Below are 14,890 nucleotides of genomic sequence, written 5' to 3' on the forward strand. Positions count from 1 at the left end.
ATTAATTTCTAAGAGGTTTCCCTTTCGTCAACATATGTTGTATTCTTTCCAATGTTTTACGCTCCGCACATAATTCCAAAAATGCTTTTCGTTCTATATCGAGTAGGTATTGCTCGGAGACTTCGGTAGGTTCTGACAGGTTGCCCCCACACATCACCCACCCCAATTTCTCGGAGATCTTCTTATCATGGTCGGAGATATAATTCCCTTCCCGCATGGAAGAGGCTCCCACATAAACTATTCCTAATCCTTGATTTCCGAGCACTTTAATATCTGTTCGCGGAGCGGGCTGTATGTACCCTGCATGAGCAAGCTCCAACGCTTTTGACTTCGCATCCGCTAGCAAGCGCTTACGATTCATCGTAATGGCATATTTGCCTTCTTTCAAATAGCCCAGTTCTGCAGCTTCTACAGCAGAAGTTGACACCTTCGCCTGTCCTATCGTTAAGAAGCGATCTTTTAACGTGTTCTGTACAATTTGATCGGGTTTATATTCATCCGAGGCGCGAAGGGCAAATTCTTTGGAACCACCTCCACCTGGAATAACACCAACGCCAAATTCTACTAATCCCATATACGTCTCCGCATGCAATTGTACGAAGTCGGCGTGCATCGAAAACTCACAACCACCACCTAACGTCAATTGGAATGGAGCGACGACAACGGGAATAGATGAATAGCGAATCCGCATGGCCGTATTTTGGAACATACGCACCGCTGTATTCAGCTCATCATAATCCTGCTCGACCGCCATCATGAAAATCATCCCGATATTCGCTCCCGCTGAGAAATTTTTACCATCGTTCGTAATAACAAGACCTCGGTAGTCCTTTTCCGCTAAATCAATCGCTTTATTGATGCCCTGGATAACATCCCCACCAATAGTGTTCATCTTGGTATGAAACTCACAATTGAGGATACCATCACCCAAATCCGTAATAGTTACCCCAGAATTTTTCCAAATGGTTTTTGTGTCCCGAATATGGTCTAAAATGATTAAATCTTCGGTTCCTGGAATCGGTTTATAGGATTTCGAACCTATATCGTAATAATGCCTTACACCATCTTGCACTTTATAGAAAGAGTCGTGTCCGGCTTCCAGCATATCATGTACCCACTGTGCTACGTCACCTTGTTGTCCCGGTAACCTTTTCTCTTCTGTCCGAATATGATCAATTGTTTCCCGCACGCCCAGTGCATCCCACACCTCAAACGGCCCCAGTTCCCAACCGAATCCCGCACGCATCGCGTCATCTATCCGATAAAAGTCATCGGTAATTTCTGGAATACGACGGGAGACATATTCGAATAATGGATAATGCATGGCACGGAATAACGTACCGGATTTATCGGTACCTTGCTCATAAACTTTCATCCGTTTACGGATATCTTCTACAGGCTTAGTTGCCTCAAGGGTTGCCGATTTAACTTTCTCTTGCTCTTTATATTCCAGTGTCTTTAAATCGAGCGCAAGAATGACCGAATTGCCTTTGTCGTCTTTTACTTTTTTATAAAAACCTTGTTTGGATTTTTCACCCAACCATTTATTCTCTACCATTTTGGTGATATAGGACGGCAACTGAAAAACCTCTTTCGCTTCATCGTTAGGGACATTTTGTGTCAGCCCCTGCGCTACATTGACTAATGTATCCAATCCCACAACGTCTGCTGTCCGAAAGGTAGCCGACTTTGGGTGGCCCATTGCAGGTCCCGTATATTTATCTACCTCTTCTACAGATAACCCTATCTGCTCCACGAGATGTATCAACGCTAACATGGAGTAAACCCCGACACGGTTCCCTATGAAAGCCGGCGTATCCTTACATAACACCACCGTTTTACCTAACATTTTGTCTCCAAAATGCAATAGAAAATCGATGACTTCCGGTTTGGTATCAGCTGTTGGAATAATTTCCAGCAACTCGAGATAACGGGGGGGATTGAAAAAATGCGTCCCACAAAAATGGGCTTTAAAATCATCTGATCTCCCCTCTGTCATCAAATGAATGGGGATTCCGGAAGTATTCGATGTAATGAGCGTACCCGCCTTCCGGTGTTCTTCTACCTGTTCAAAAACAGTTTTTTTTATATCTAATCGTTCGACAACCACCTCAATAACCCAATCACACGTTGCAATAACGGGCATATCATCTTCAAAATTTCCGGTATGTATACGCTTTACATAGTGTTTGCTATAAATGGGTGACGGATTGGTTTTCAACGCCGTATCCAAAGAATTGTTCACTATCCGATTTCGAACGACCGGACTTTCTAATGTTAATCCTTTAGCTTCTTCCTGTGGTAACAGCTCCCTTGGCACAATGTCCAACAAGAGTACCTCAATACCAACATTCGCAAAGTGACAGGCTATCCTCGAACCCATCACCCCCGAACCTAAAACAGCTACTTTCTTAATATGTTTATCCATTCTGTTACGTTTTAGTACAAATGTCTCACAACTATTTTCTAATACCGACGTCCCGCACTCCCTCACCCTTTTTCTCTACCCGTACTTCTTGTTGCAATTGATAACTTGCCGTCAATGTATTGATCTTTTGTAACGTTTGAATCAACTGCATGCGCTCCTCTTCGGGAATCTGGGACTCTAAAAATTCATTAAAGCTCCGAACAACGTCTTTCGCGAGTTTTCGCTTTTCCATACCCAAGGGCGTCAAATACACCTTTACAGACCGTTTATCGGATGCATTTACCTCTCTATAGATAAACCCTAACGTTTCTAAATTGTTTAACACCCTAGACAACGATGTCGTTTTCACTCCCGTAGCATTTGCAATTTGAGAAACTGAGGTGCCTTCTTTATGTATATTAATTAAAATATAACCAGCTGCTTGGGTGAACCCAAATTGCGAAGCAATGATGTTGTACTTGTTAGCTACCGTTTGCCAACAGGTTTTCAAAAAATAATCTATGGTATTGTCTTGAGACATAATTCGATTTATAGTTTACTATGCAAGCATAACAAATATAATAAGTCTCTTGGATAAAACAATTTTTTTTAGGTTAATATTTTACTGCTTTTTATCTTTACTCTAATTCCCGTATATTTCCTCTGATAAGTAAATTTTTGTGTAAATTTGCACAAAAATTTATCAATATGGCAACAAATAGAACTTTTACGATGATTAAACCAGATGCAGTAGCAAATGGTCACATCGGTGCTATCTTAAATGATATTATCGCAGACGGTTTCAAAATCGTCGCTATGAAATACATCCAGCTTACAAAAGAAACTGCCGGCAACTTCTATGCTGTGCATAAAGAAAGACCTTTTTATAGTGATTTAGTTAGCTTTATGACATCAGGTCCAATCGTGGCTGCTATTTTGGAAAAAGACAATGCTGTCGAAGATTTCCGCAGATTAATCGGCGCGACAAATCCAGCTGAGGCAGCAGAAGGAACGATTCGTAATAAATATGCAAAATCTATCGATGCCAATGCCGTTCATGGATCGGATTCGGATGAAAATGCAGAAATTGAAGGTAATTTCTTTTTCTCAAAATTCGAAAGATTTTAAAACTCGACATATGCGTTTTAAAAAAAGGGTAATCCAATGATTACCCTTTTTTTATATTTATATGCTTTTTTAAAACGCTCGTTTGCTTAAGTATTCGTTCTCCTTCGCTGTCATCAACTCTTTATCTTCCTTTTTCTTATCCAAATATCCACAAAGGTGTAATACCCCGTGAATGATCACACGATGCAATTCATCACGTTCCGAAACACCAAACTTCAACGCATTCTCTGCTGTCCTTTCTACAGATATAAAAATATCGCCTGCAATAACATTATCCTCTTCCGAAGAATCAAATGTCACAATATCGGTATACGTATCATGATCCAAATATTGTTTGTTGATTTCTAACAAATAGGCGTCTGAACAGAGAATAAAATTTAATTCACCGATTCGGTCAAAGCCCTCTGCCGTAATCGTGGTACCGATCCATTGTCGTATTTTTTGTTTGCCTTTAATTTGATAATCAATGTCCTCGTTGAAAAACGAAATATCTCTTAATGCCATTGTATATTGTATTAAAATGCTTTGGAGTCCATATAGGTTTGTAGAATGATGGTTGCTGATACAGCATCGACTAAACCCTTCTCCTGTCGTTTATGCTTTCTCATACCACTTTGGGCAATAACGCTGGAAGCCATTTTAGAAGTAAAGCGTTCATCAATTTCTACGATCGGAATACCAGGATAAATTTTCCTTAGCTTTCGGATGAAACCAACAATATGTTGTGCTGACTGCGATGCCGTTCCATCCATCTGTAAGGGTTTTCCCACCACAAACGTTTCCACTTCTTCTTTTTGAAGATAATCTGCCAAAAATTCCCAAATTTCTTCCGGATGAACTGTCGTCAGCGACGTTGCGATAAGTTGCATCGGGTCGGTAACCGCAATACCTATTCGCTTCGTTCCATAATCAAAAGCCATGATGCGCATATCTGTCTGTTTGCACAAAAATACGAATCCTTGCTGAGCTTTTTATTGTTTATCCCACCATACGGGTTTCAACCAATCATCTTTTTCGCCCATGCGGCTTATGGCCTCTTTTACGTTTGTAGTATTCTGGATTAGTTCCGACTGTGGATAAAAGAAGCGTTTCGGAATAATCCCCCTTGTTTCGCTCGGATTCGATGCTGTTCCTTCAAAAGGAATAATGACCGAAGGATATCCGGTACGTCTATAGTTCGAGTATGCTTCTACGCCATTAAGAAAAAAGTTTACCCACATTTGCCCATGTATTGCATCCATTGCCTCTTCAAAATCAGCCGGAAACGGACTATAGCTTGTTTTCAGGATTTCGATTTTATCTGAATCGATAGCCGGCGCACCCGGATAATATGTCATCATTTCACAACTAGCCTCTATCCCTTTGTTGAAATGCTCGGTTACATTAAACAAGCCGCCCCAACCCCTTAACGCTGCTTCCGCTTTTAAAAACGCTACTTCTGCATACGTTAAATGAAAGAAGGGGGCATCCAGTGCCGAGACATATATACTGGGTTGCACAAATTTAAAGGAATGTCCTACCCAACGAGAGATTCCATCTCCATCGACTATACTGCCATAATCTTCCCAATAGTCCCAACCCATTGCTCCCGGTCTCACGCCTACAGGATCAATATAATCGGTAATATCTTGAACACCTTGTGATATACCAATGATACCATCCCCCAGATAGGTTCCACCGTAGATCTTTAATCTTGGGTCTTGTCGGTCGTACATGTAGTCGACCAACGTTGTTGTTAGCTTAAATCCGGAGGAAATAGGTTCGTTTTTAAATACCTGAGAACGTCCATTCCCTCTATATTCATTTTCACGGTAGCTTAAGTTCATATGCTTAGTCATAGCTATATCAGCGTTGCTTTCCAATACACCTCCAGCCAAAGCAGCCTCCACTTGTTTACGCGCTTCCTGTTCATTCACTTTTGTTAATCGAAAACCTAAACGTAAACGTAGGGAGTTTCCGAGCTTCTTCCATTGAGCTATATCACCATTGTAAAACAAGTCGCCATCAAACGGACCTTTATCTACATCCAATTGCGCTACAGCCTCATCCAGCTCTTTAAAGAAATCAGTATAAATATCCTCTTGTTTATCATATCTCGGTAACAAGATGCCATCTGTGTATCCTCTGATAGCTTCTGAGTAAGGTATGTCGCCATATAAATCTGTCATTTTCGCATAGATCATGACACGCAGGATACGCGCAGCAGCATGGATATTCACCTGTTCGAGATCATTTGTTGTTTTGTATACAATATCTTCTATATTCTTCAGCTCACGGGGATAGGTCTTCTCCCAGTGGCTTGCCCAATACGTGAGATCGAACACTTGGTACATACCACCTGCTTGAATGCCCCAAGCACCACCAAGGTGCTGAACCATCGGTGAAGCCAGCAATAAATCATAACGCCATACATCTTCCCGATCACCCGACATACCTGCCTGCACTGCCGTAAATTGGTACGCTGGATCCAGCTCGCTATATCCTGCCGGGTTTTCATTGAGCGATGTCAAATCTTTTGTACAGCTGTACAAAAAAATGGCAAATACAAATAATGAAATATATTTAATCGTTTTCATATAAATTCCTCCTTGTTAATACAATCCTTAAAACCGTACATTTAAATTGAATCCTATACTTCTTCTACCGGGCAACGAACCATACTCAAACCCCTGTCCGTTACCATTATTATAGTTGGACTCCGGGTCGATATTCGGAACGTTCTTCCGCATAATCCAAAGGTTACGCCCGATCACGCCGATGGAAACAGATTGGATCGGCATTCTTTTCACCATCGACTGTGGTAAAGTATAGCTTATCCCCACATCACGGAGTTTGATATATCCACCGTCATATATGAAAGATGCCGGAATGTGCTCCGAGACGTGGCGCCAGTATTCAGCAGGGTTAATTGCCACATCATTTGGTTCGCCGTTTTCATTCACACCAACGCCGATAAACCCTCTACCATTTCTATCGACAGCATCCGGATCCAAACCAGCATCCTCTGCCGCCCGTCTTTCCTGATAGTATTCGTTCCACGAATCACGACCTTCTGATGTCGCCAGGTGAGAGCCGTTGTCATACATCATCATGTTTGTCATGGAGAACAAGCTTCCGCCTTTCCGGATATCAACGGTCGCGCGGAACTCTACTCCTCTATATGAAAAACTGTTCGTCAAACCGCCCGTCCAATTTGGCAAGCTATTGCCTATTGCTACAGGGCCGTCTGTATAAAGTGGTTTACCATCGCTCCCATGAATAATATTTCCTGTATCATCTTTTTGAAAATCCCGACCTAAGATGGTGCCGAAAGGTTTTCCCTTTTCCGCGATAATAGTTGCTCCTGCCCAACGGGCTTCCGCTACCGTATAAGCTTCGAGATTATCGGAGAGGTCGACGACTGTATTATAGTTTTTCGCAAAGTTGAAAGACAAATCCCATTTAAAGCTATTTTCCAGAGAAACTGGAGTTGTCTTCAACAGAATCTCTACTCCCTTGTTTTTCAGCTTAGCAGCATTCAATGACGCGCGGGCATAGCCTGTCGGCGACGGAACAGGTACATCCAGTAATACATCATTCGTCACTTCATTATAATAGGTTACATCCAGATGTATACGATTTTTCAAGAAACTTAAATCAGTACCTACTTCAAAGGAGTTTTTGCGTTGTGGTTTCAAGTTCGCATTTGGGATAACGTCGCCCAAAATTTCTCCCATAGGAAACCCATTCATCGACTGACCAGTCAGATTATATAAGAAATCTGTTTTATACGGATCAGCATCACTACCTACTTGTCCATAAGATGTCCTTAATTTTGCGTAGTTCAATACGTTCGATTGAAGGTCAAAAGCATCAGACAGGACAAAGCTCAAGTCAGCAGCCGGATAGAAATAAGCATTACTTCCTTTGGGTAGTGTAGACGACCAGTCGTTACGTCCTTGTAAGTTTAAAAATAAATAGTTGTTGTAGCCTATTTCTACATTTCCAAAAACGGATTGGATTTCTTTGCGCGGATGCAAGGGTTGAATCAACAATTCCCGGAAATTCGTAATCAGCATTTTACCCGGAGAAATAATTTCATTACCCATCGTAATCGTTTGTTCCCGGTTAAATTTCATAATATTTCCTCCAAGCATGGCACCAATGGTAAAAGCAGCGTTAATTTCTTTATTGAAGTTCACCATCGCTTGAAAATTATCTTCTCGCACCTTTAGATCGTTAAGCTGTAATTGTCCGCCAGTTCTTGTAGGTGTATGCAAATCATAAAAGTTCGTAAACTCAAAATTGTAGAAATCTGTTCCGGCACTTGCCACAGCCGACCAGTTATCATCAATTTGGTAAATCAAGTTTGCCGACCCACCCGTTCTGACCTTTTTGCTGTCATTGCGTGTCCGGTTTATCGTCCAATACGGGTTAGCACGGTACTGGTTTCCCGTGTAATTTATATATGTTCCATCCTCATTCTCGAAATGCTGTAACCAAGCTTGGTCAAAGTTACCGGCCAAACCAATTAAACCATTCCCGATATTGTTCACATCGTCGGTTAGCGCCGGTCTATTCCGTACTTTCTCATTCATCAAAGACCCCTTCACTTCCAGCGTAAGCCTTTCCGCTATTTTAGATTCCCCTCTAAAAGAGAAATTATTCCTATCGTATCCGCTTGTTGGGATAATATCTTTGTTTGCCACATTCGAATACGAGAATCTCAAGTTATGGTTTTCGTTGCCACCCGTCAATGATACGGTATTCATCCCAGTTACACCTGTTCTAAAGAAATTCTGTACGTTATTTTCCAGATAATCGTACGGACGTTCCTGTCCATCCCGTTGAATAATGGTATTGAAATCGCTATAACGAGGTCCCCAGTTGGCTGTAATATTTCCCGCTTGAGTAGCGTCTTTAGGCAATAAACCATTTGTTCCCTGGCCATATACTTTCTGCCGTTCATCCAAGCGGGTAGAGATATTGTCTGTCGTCAATGAACTATTATATTCAATCCCTAAACCTTTTTTCCCTTTACCGCTTTTCGTGGTAATCAATATTACGCCGTTCAACGCACGGGAACCATATAGCACGGCGGCTGAAGCACCTTTTAATACAGATACTGATTCAATATCATTCGGATTAAGATCCGCCAAACCATCTCCCAAGTCAAATCCGCCATGTTGATCAGCACTACCTATGTTTCCGTTAACAGCAGGAACACCGTCAATCACATACAAAGGTTGGTTACTCCCTTGCAATTCTCTAATTCCACGAATCACCACACGACTGGAACCCGTGGCACCTGCGGTGGTATTGGAAATATTGACTCCGGCTACTTTACCCTGTAACGCAGAAATAGCATTAGGCTCTCCAAAACCAGTCACCTCATCTCCGGAAATATCCGACACAGCATAACCCAACGAACGTTTTTGCCGTTGGATACCTAATGCTGTTACCACAACATTGTCCATTATTTCTTCCCGTTCCACCAATATAGCATCTACCGTTGTCCGGTTGCCCACCGAAACCTCTTGGGTTGCATATCCTAAGAAAGAAAAACTCAATACATTGTTGTCTCCGTTTATTTCCAACACATATTGTCCACGTTCGTTTGTAACACCTGATTTGGTCGTTCCCTTAAGACGCACACTTACACCTGGTAAAGCCACACCGTCGGTACCTCGAACAATACCACTTACGGTACGTGTTTGTATAGTTACCTTGGTGTTATCTTTATTTTTGACAATCACGGTATTGCTTGTCAACGAATACGTGAAAGGTTGATCTCTAAAACACAGCAACAATGCTTCCTCAAGCGTCGCGTTCTTGACATTGATTGTAACTTTCTTTGCATCCTTAAGCATTGTCGCACTATACAGAAAGTCATGGTTACTTTGTTCGCTGATTTTCTTAAGTACCGATTCCAATGTACCATTGGTAGTTGACAACGTGATGTGTTGAGCAAAGCCAGTAGCACTTACTTTCAGAAAAGCACATATCAGTAGGATGGTGGTCAGTTTCATAACAAGTAAAATCCTGTAAAAGGAAAGAATTCTCTCCCTACCCAAATTAAATTTCATATTTTTGAAAGTTAGAGTTTATGTAATTGATAATATTTTGTTAGTACATTTTATTATGACGAAACTCAACACGTTTTAGGTGCTGGAGCGCGGCCACGCTTCAGCATTTTTCGTTGTTGGTTATGAAAGTAAATTTATGGCATGACAACAACCCTCCTTCCTTCTATTTGAAACTTAATTGTTCCCGTTTGTTCCAACATATTTAACACTTCAGTGATATCGCTTCTACGGAGTATGCGTCCCGAGTATATTTTATCTTTCATATCTCCCCGATAGACCACCTCACAGTCATACCATCTAGAAAGTTGGTTCATAATACTTCTTATATTATCATCGTTAAACATAAAATAGCCTTTAGTCCATGCTGTCTCTGCTGTTAAATCAGCTTTTTTAGTATGCATCGCGCCACTTGCTTTATTCAGTATCGCAGACTGCCCCGGCTTCAGCAATATATCTTTTTTATCCGTCTTAACCTTTACTGATCCTTCCACCAGGGTCGTGGAAATATCATCTTCATCTTGATAGCCCTTCACATTAAATGTTGTGCCCAACACTTCGATTTCCATAGCAGACGTCGATACGAAAAAAGGTTTATCCTCATTTTTTGCAACTTCAAAATAGGCTTCTCCTTGTAGTACGACTTTACGCTCATTACCTTCAAACGAACTTGGAAAAGACAATACGCTCTCACTATTTAAGGAAATCTTGCTACCATCGGGTAAATGTATGATATACTGTCCTCCCTTTGGAGTCGTTAGTTCATTATAGATTAACGCCGTCGTTGTACCATTTGTTTCGGGATTAAAAAGCAATTCACCATTTTTATCCGTAAAAGTTCCCTGATTTTCAATACCAGATATTGCTAATGAATCTCCCAGAGCAAAGGTCTGTCCGTTGGCAAGCTTTAATACAGCTTTACTTCCTCCCGGTTTGATGCCATCATCTTTTAATGCCATGTTTTCGTCAGCTACATCTTTTCTCGTATCTAACAAAAAAATGGTTGATAGGCCAATAATCATCAGTGCTACCGCCGCTATAGAAATTAATTTCCAGGGAAAAATACGCCTAATGGGCGTCGTATCATCCGTTACTAAACTGCTTGATTGCTTTATTTCTGAAAGAACACGCGTTATACGCTGTTCAAAAACAGCCTCTTCTTCAGGCCATAATGTCTCATCGTGTTTTACAGATCGATACCAATCCAATAACTCTTCGCGCTCTTGATCTGTAGCTGTACCAGTAATGTATTTTTCAATAAGTTCAGGAATATGTTGTTCGTCCATAGCTTTATTTTTGGCTGTAACTATAAGGACGTCACATAAAGGTGGGGGTTACCCTTAGCTCATTTACAAATTTTTTAAAAATATTTTATGAATGTGTTAATCAAAATCGTAGAGATTCCCAATCCTTCTAATCCTTTACGCACATTTTTGATCGCTTTGGTGAGGTGTGCTTCAACCGTTTTCTCGGCAATATTCAGCTCCTCCGAGATTTCTTTATTACTCATATGCAGATTTCGGCTGTAGTGGAATACCAGTCTACATTTTTCAGGTAATTCTTCCGTAATGCCATTTACGTATTCTTCAAGAAACTTGGCGTATATCCGCTCATCATCATACACCACTTCTTCTTTAACATAATGTTCCTGAGCAATAGCTTCTTGCCTTCGCTTCCGCTGTATAACCCGAAAAACAGAGAATTTAATAGCTGTTGCCAAATAGGCACTTAATGTATTGATATCTACATTTCTTCGCTTTTCCCATAACTGTATAAATACCTCTTGGACGATCTCCTCTGCTAAAGTACTGTCTTTAGCATAGTTATAACCCATTGCCATCAACTTGCGGCTATATCGGTTATAAATTTCAGTATACGCTACTTCGTCTCCCTGTTTCAGCAGGACAGTCAATTCTGTATCCGAAGATAATGCATATCGGTTCATATATTAACTTGGTGCCTCCCAAAGATAACATAAAATTAATAGTTAGAAAAACAGGGGATCTCTTTCTTAACGCTCTATTATTTTTACTTCGTAAAGTTTGTTCCATTGTTTACCCGTAACGAAGAATCGCTTACCCATTTTATCGTAGGCAATCCCGTTCATTTCTTCGTCTACAGCATTTCTCTTGGCATTTTTATACAGACCTACAAAATTTATCTGTCCTTCAACGGCTCCTGTTTCAGGGTTAATGATAACGACAATATCTTTTCCGTATATATTGGCATATACTTTCCCGTCAATATATTCTAATTCATTAATGTAATCAATTGCCCCATTGTGGTCATATACGGAGATAAAACCTATTTCCTGATAAGTGGTGGGGTCTAGAAAATATAATTTATTGGAACTATCGGTTTTAATAAGTCTCTTCCCGTCATAACACAAACCCCACCCTTGCGTACTTTGCTGGTAATTAAATGTTCCAACCTGCTCAAACGTATTTTTATTAAACACATATCCCAGTTTATTGCGCCAAGTTAGCATCACAATTTTATCTCCTACTATAGTCATTCCCTCACCGAAATAAGGTTCGCCAGATGCGTCAGTCCCGGTAATTTCCTTCTTCTGTAAAACCTTTCCGGTAGTAAGCTCTACTTTCCTTAAGGAGGTTTTCAAATCATTTCCAGCACCTGTAGATTCATACAAAAAGCCATTTTCAAATTCTAGGCCTTGCGTAAATGCCGTTGTATCATGTGGATATTCATTGATCACTTCGAACGTATATTGACGTGGCGATTCCGGCAAAATAGTTACATTACTAAATGCTACATGCTCTTTTCCCTCCCGGTAAAGTTTCGCCACCAAGTTACGTGCTCCAAGGCCAATAGATTCGGTGTCCAGCAGAAGTTCTGTTGTATCCTGCTTTCTTTCAATAATCTGTCCATCTACTGAATATACAACAGAATCCAACATACTATCCGGAAATTGCATGCGTACAGCGACTTTTTCTCCTAGAATAATTGTTTCACCGGATTTGGGTGACAAAAACTCAAATTTTCCTTTCTGCGATTTACATCCTGCCATAAGCACGATAGCAAAGGCTACAAAAACTAGAATATTATTTATTTTCATTGTTCTTCCGTATTTGCGGTACCAATTTACAGAAATAAAATGACAACATAAACCCGCCGACTATTTCACCACAATATTTCCCAAAAAATCTCCTAGTACCTTCTCCGCCTCTTTCAGCTTCTGATATTTGGCTAATAGAATTTCCATATCTTCTTCGGTAGGCATCACTTTTAACTCTTCTCTGATTTTGACCATTTCTTTCTCTACCTTACGCTTTTTTATGCGATATATGGCTTGCATGATAAGTTCCTTAAGATGCTCTCGTTCTTCGCGAACATAAATTTTTCGCTTTTCATCGTTCCAGTTTGGACTAAGTTCATACGGTGTAGCCACACATGTGATAGCTAAATCCTGTACCTCCTTGTCTTCGTGCGAGAAGAAATATTTTGCATCTGGAATTTCAAAATGTTCGGCTTTTTGTTTAAAAGTATCGACGATAAAGGCGCTCGCTCTATCTTCAAAAGCAATATCATCCAAAGCACTCAAGAGTAAAGGAGCTATAGGAACATCTCCGTCACCTTCCCATACAGCAAGTTCCTCACCATAATTCAATAGGATACGTACGATTTCTCTTTCCTGTAAAGTATCTGATGTAATATTCTGGGGAGTTTCTCCTCCAGAAGAAACTTCTTGAACACGCTCTGCATCAGTCAAAAATAGATCAGCAGGTGGTATATCCGTCGGAACAATCTCATTTGAAAATTTAGATGCCTGTTGTATCTTTTTGTCCTGTGCCTTTGCTTTCTGTATACGTATTTTGTTCAACTCAGTCAGCAATACACGCTCTTCAATATCTAACAAATGCGAACATTGTTGGATAAATACAGAAACCTTTATTTCGTCAGGTATCAAAGCAATACTCTCTACTACTTCCCTAATCACCTCTGCACGTTTAATCGGGTCCCCTCCCGTATCTTTTAATAAGATATTTGTTTTGTAAAAAATAAAATCTTCTTGATACTTAGCGATATATTCTTTGAATGCCGTAGAACCATACGTCTGTACATAAGAATCGGGGTCATTACCATCTGGAAATAATAGCACTTTCACATTAAGTCCTTCTTCCAGTAGCATATCTGTTCCGCGTAAGGAAGCCTTAATACCGGCGGCATCTCCATCATATAAAATAACAACGTTATTCGTGAAGCGGGAAATAAGACGAATCTGACCAGAAGTTAGCGAAGTTCCAGAAGAAGACACCACATTTTCTATTCCGGCTTGATGCATAGACAGGACGTCTGCGTAGCCCTCTACCAAGTAACATACGTCATTATCCTTTATGGTTTTTTTTGCAAAATGAAGTCCATACAGAACATCCGATTTGTGGTATATATCGCTTTCCGGTGAGTTAACGTACTTCGGAACAGTTTTCTCGGTCTTTAACGTCCGACCACCGAAACCAATAACACGGCCTGTAAGATTATGAATAGGAAAGATAACACGACCTCTAAAACGATCGTAAAGACTAGCGTCATCCCGTTCAATAGCAAGTCCGATTTCTTTTAAATAATCTTTATGAAACCCATTTTCAACAGCAGCATCTGCAAGAGCGGTCCATTGATCGGGCGAATAGCCCAGGTCAAATTTCTTTATGATGTCCTCGCGATAACCGCGCTCCTTAAAATAAGATAGCGCTATACTTTGACCCGATTCGGTATTCCATAGTTGTACTTTAAAAAATTTACTCGCCCAAGTACTGAGTACATACAAACTCTCTCGTTTATCTTGAGCAGCAAGCTGTGCAGGAGAACGTTCGATTTCCTCTACCGGAATACTATATTTATCAGCCAGATAACGTATTGCCTCCGGATAGGAATACTTTTCTAGCTCCATAACAAACTTAAGCGCATCTCCCCCGACCCCACAACCAAAGCATTTATAAATACCTTTAGCTACTGATACATGAAAAGAAGGTGTTTTTTCATTGTGAAAAGGACAATTACCAATGAGAGAGGTTCCTCGTTTTTTTAAATCCACAAAATCCCCCACTACCTCTTCTATCCTAGCTGCATCTAAAACTTTCTCAATGGTTTCTTTTTTTATCATAAATCATCTGTAAAATGATAAAGCGATTTATACAAAGATACTAATTAGTAACGAGTAATGTGTGCAGTGAAGGCGGTCCACAAAACAAAAAAAGGCCCCTGCAGTTATGACTGCAGGGGCCTGTATAGGATTCGGCACCGACCTACTCTCCCACCTTTTACGGCAGTACCA

Annotated in this window: 11 protein-coding genes; 1 reads left to right on the forward strand and 10 read right to left on the reverse strand. The window is 40.6% G+C overall.

Annotated elements, in window-relative coordinates; translation table 11 throughout:
* Position 1 precedes the first annotated feature (1 nt).
* Both FXV77_RS15915 and FXV77_RS15920 read right to left on the reverse strand, forming a co-directional pair.
* Positions 2-2,428, reverse strand: a complete 2,427-nt coding sequence (locus FXV77_RS15915; protein WP_148920223.1) for a 3-hydroxyacyl-CoA dehydrogenase/enoyl-CoA hydratase family protein — start codon at positions 2,426-2,428, stop codon at positions 2-4.
* A 31-nt stretch (positions 2,429-2,459) separates the two neighbouring features.
* On the reverse strand, positions 2,460-2,948 hold the full coding sequence (locus FXV77_RS15920; RefSeq protein ID WP_148920224.1) for a MarR family winged helix-turn-helix transcriptional regulator: 489 nt from the start codon (positions 2,946-2,948) through the stop codon (positions 2,460-2,462).
* A gap of 167 nt (positions 2,949-3,115) precedes the next feature.
* Here FXV77_RS15920 and FXV77_RS15925 point away from each other — a divergent pair, with 167 nt between their 5' ends.
* Positions 3,116-3,535, forward strand: a complete 420-nt coding sequence (locus tag FXV77_RS15925) for a nucleoside-diphosphate kinase (RefSeq protein WP_148920225.1) — start codon at positions 3,116-3,118, stop codon at positions 3,533-3,535.
* Positions 3,536-3,604: 69 nt separating this feature from the next.
* Here FXV77_RS15925 and ybeY read toward each other — a convergent pair whose 3' ends face one another.
* The 8 genes from ybeY to dnaG form a co-directional block, all read right to left on the reverse strand.
* Positions 3,605-4,039, reverse strand: a complete 435-nt coding sequence (gene ybeY / locus FXV77_RS15930; RefSeq protein WP_148920226.1) for an rRNA maturation RNase YbeY — start codon at positions 4,037-4,039, stop codon at positions 3,605-3,607.
* Positions 4,040-4,050: 11 nt separating this feature from the next.
* Entirely contained in the window at positions 4,051-4,464 is a 414-nt protein-coding gene (ruvX, locus tag FXV77_RS15935) for a Holliday junction resolvase RuvX (protein WP_148920227.1), read from the reverse strand.
* A 42-nt stretch (positions 4,465-4,506) separates the two neighbouring features.
* Positions 4,507-6,111 (reverse strand): SusD/RagB family nutrient-binding outer membrane lipoprotein, encoded by a 1,605-nt coding sequence (locus tag FXV77_RS15940; protein ID WP_148920228.1) that lies wholly within the window; start codon positions 6,109-6,111, stop codon positions 4,507-4,509.
* Between the two features lie 27 nt (positions 6,112-6,138).
* The gene (locus tag FXV77_RS15945; protein WP_148920229.1) at positions 6,139-9,600 is read right to left on the reverse strand and encodes a SusC/RagA family TonB-linked outer membrane protein; all 3,462 of its coding nucleotides are present in this window, start codon (positions 9,598-9,600) and stop codon (positions 6,139-6,141) included.
* Positions 9,601-9,734: 134 nt separating this feature from the next.
* Positions 9,735-10,883: a FecR family protein gene (locus FXV77_RS15950; protein WP_148920230.1), complete on the reverse strand. Its 1,149-nt coding sequence runs from the start codon at positions 10,881-10,883 to the stop codon at positions 9,735-9,737.
* Positions 10,884-10,957: 74 nt separating this feature from the next.
* The gene (locus FXV77_RS15955; protein ID WP_148920231.1) at positions 10,958-11,542 is read right to left on the reverse strand and encodes an RNA polymerase sigma-70 factor; all 585 of its coding nucleotides are present in this window, start codon (positions 11,540-11,542) and stop codon (positions 10,958-10,960) included.
* Positions 11,543-11,608: 66 nt separating this feature from the next.
* Positions 11,609-12,673: a glutaminyl-peptide cyclotransferase gene (locus FXV77_RS15960; RefSeq protein ID WP_148920232.1), complete on the reverse strand. Its 1,065-nt coding sequence runs from the start codon at positions 12,671-12,673 to the stop codon at positions 11,609-11,611.
* Between the two features lie 60 nt (positions 12,674-12,733).
* Positions 12,734-14,719 (reverse strand): DNA primase, encoded by a 1,986-nt coding sequence (gene dnaG / locus FXV77_RS15965; RefSeq protein ID WP_148920233.1) that lies wholly within the window; start codon positions 14,717-14,719, stop codon positions 12,734-12,736.
* Between the last annotated feature and the right edge of the window lie 171 nt (positions 14,720-14,890).

The organism is Sphingobacterium phlebotomi, from assembly GCF_008180195.1.
GTDB classification, from domain to species: domain Bacteria; phylum Bacteroidota; class Bacteroidia; order Sphingobacteriales; family Sphingobacteriaceae; genus Sphingobacterium; species Sphingobacterium phlebotomi.

What these genes read in the sequence shown, in the direction of transcription:
- FXV77_RS15915 (WP_148920223.1), bottom strand. Translation starts at nt 2,428, where the DNA reads ATGGATAAACATATTAAGAAAGTAGCTGTTTTAGGTTCGGGGGTGATG.
- FXV77_RS15920 (WP_148920224.1), bottom strand. Translation starts at nt 2,948, where the DNA reads ATGTCTCAAGACAATACCATAGATTATTTTTTGAAAACCTGTTGGCAA.
- FXV77_RS15925 (WP_148920225.1), top strand. Translation starts at nt 3,116, where the DNA reads ATGGCAACAAATAGAACTTTTACGATGATTAAACCAGATGCAGTAGCA.
- ybeY (WP_148920226.1), bottom strand. Translation starts at nt 4,039, where the DNA reads ATGGCATTAAGAGATATTTCGTTTTTCAACGAGGACATTGATTATCAA.
- ruvX (WP_148920227.1), bottom strand. Translation starts at nt 4,464, where the DNA reads ATGCGCATCATGGCTTTTGATTATGGAACGAAGCGAATAGGTATTGCG.
- FXV77_RS15940 (WP_148920228.1), bottom strand. Translation starts at nt 6,111, where the DNA reads ATGAAAACGATTAAATATATTTCATTATTTGTATTTGCCATTTTTTTG.
- FXV77_RS15945 (WP_148920229.1), bottom strand. Translation starts at nt 9,600, where the DNA reads ATGAAATTTAATTTGGGTAGGGAGAGAATTCTTTCCTTTTACAGGATT.
- FXV77_RS15950 (WP_148920230.1), bottom strand. Translation starts at nt 10,883, where the DNA reads ATGGACGAACAACATATTCCTGAACTTATTGAAAAATACATTACTGGT.
- FXV77_RS15955 (WP_148920231.1), bottom strand. Translation starts at nt 11,542, where the DNA reads ATGAACCGATATGCATTATCTTCGGATACAGAATTGACTGTCCTGCTG.
- FXV77_RS15960 (WP_148920232.1), bottom strand. Translation starts at nt 12,673, where the DNA reads ATGAAAATAAATAATATTCTAGTTTTTGTAGCCTTTGCTATCGTGCTT.
- dnaG (WP_148920233.1), bottom strand. Translation starts at nt 14,719, where the DNA reads ATGATAAAAAAAGAAACCATTGAGAAAGTTTTAGATGCAGCTAGGATA.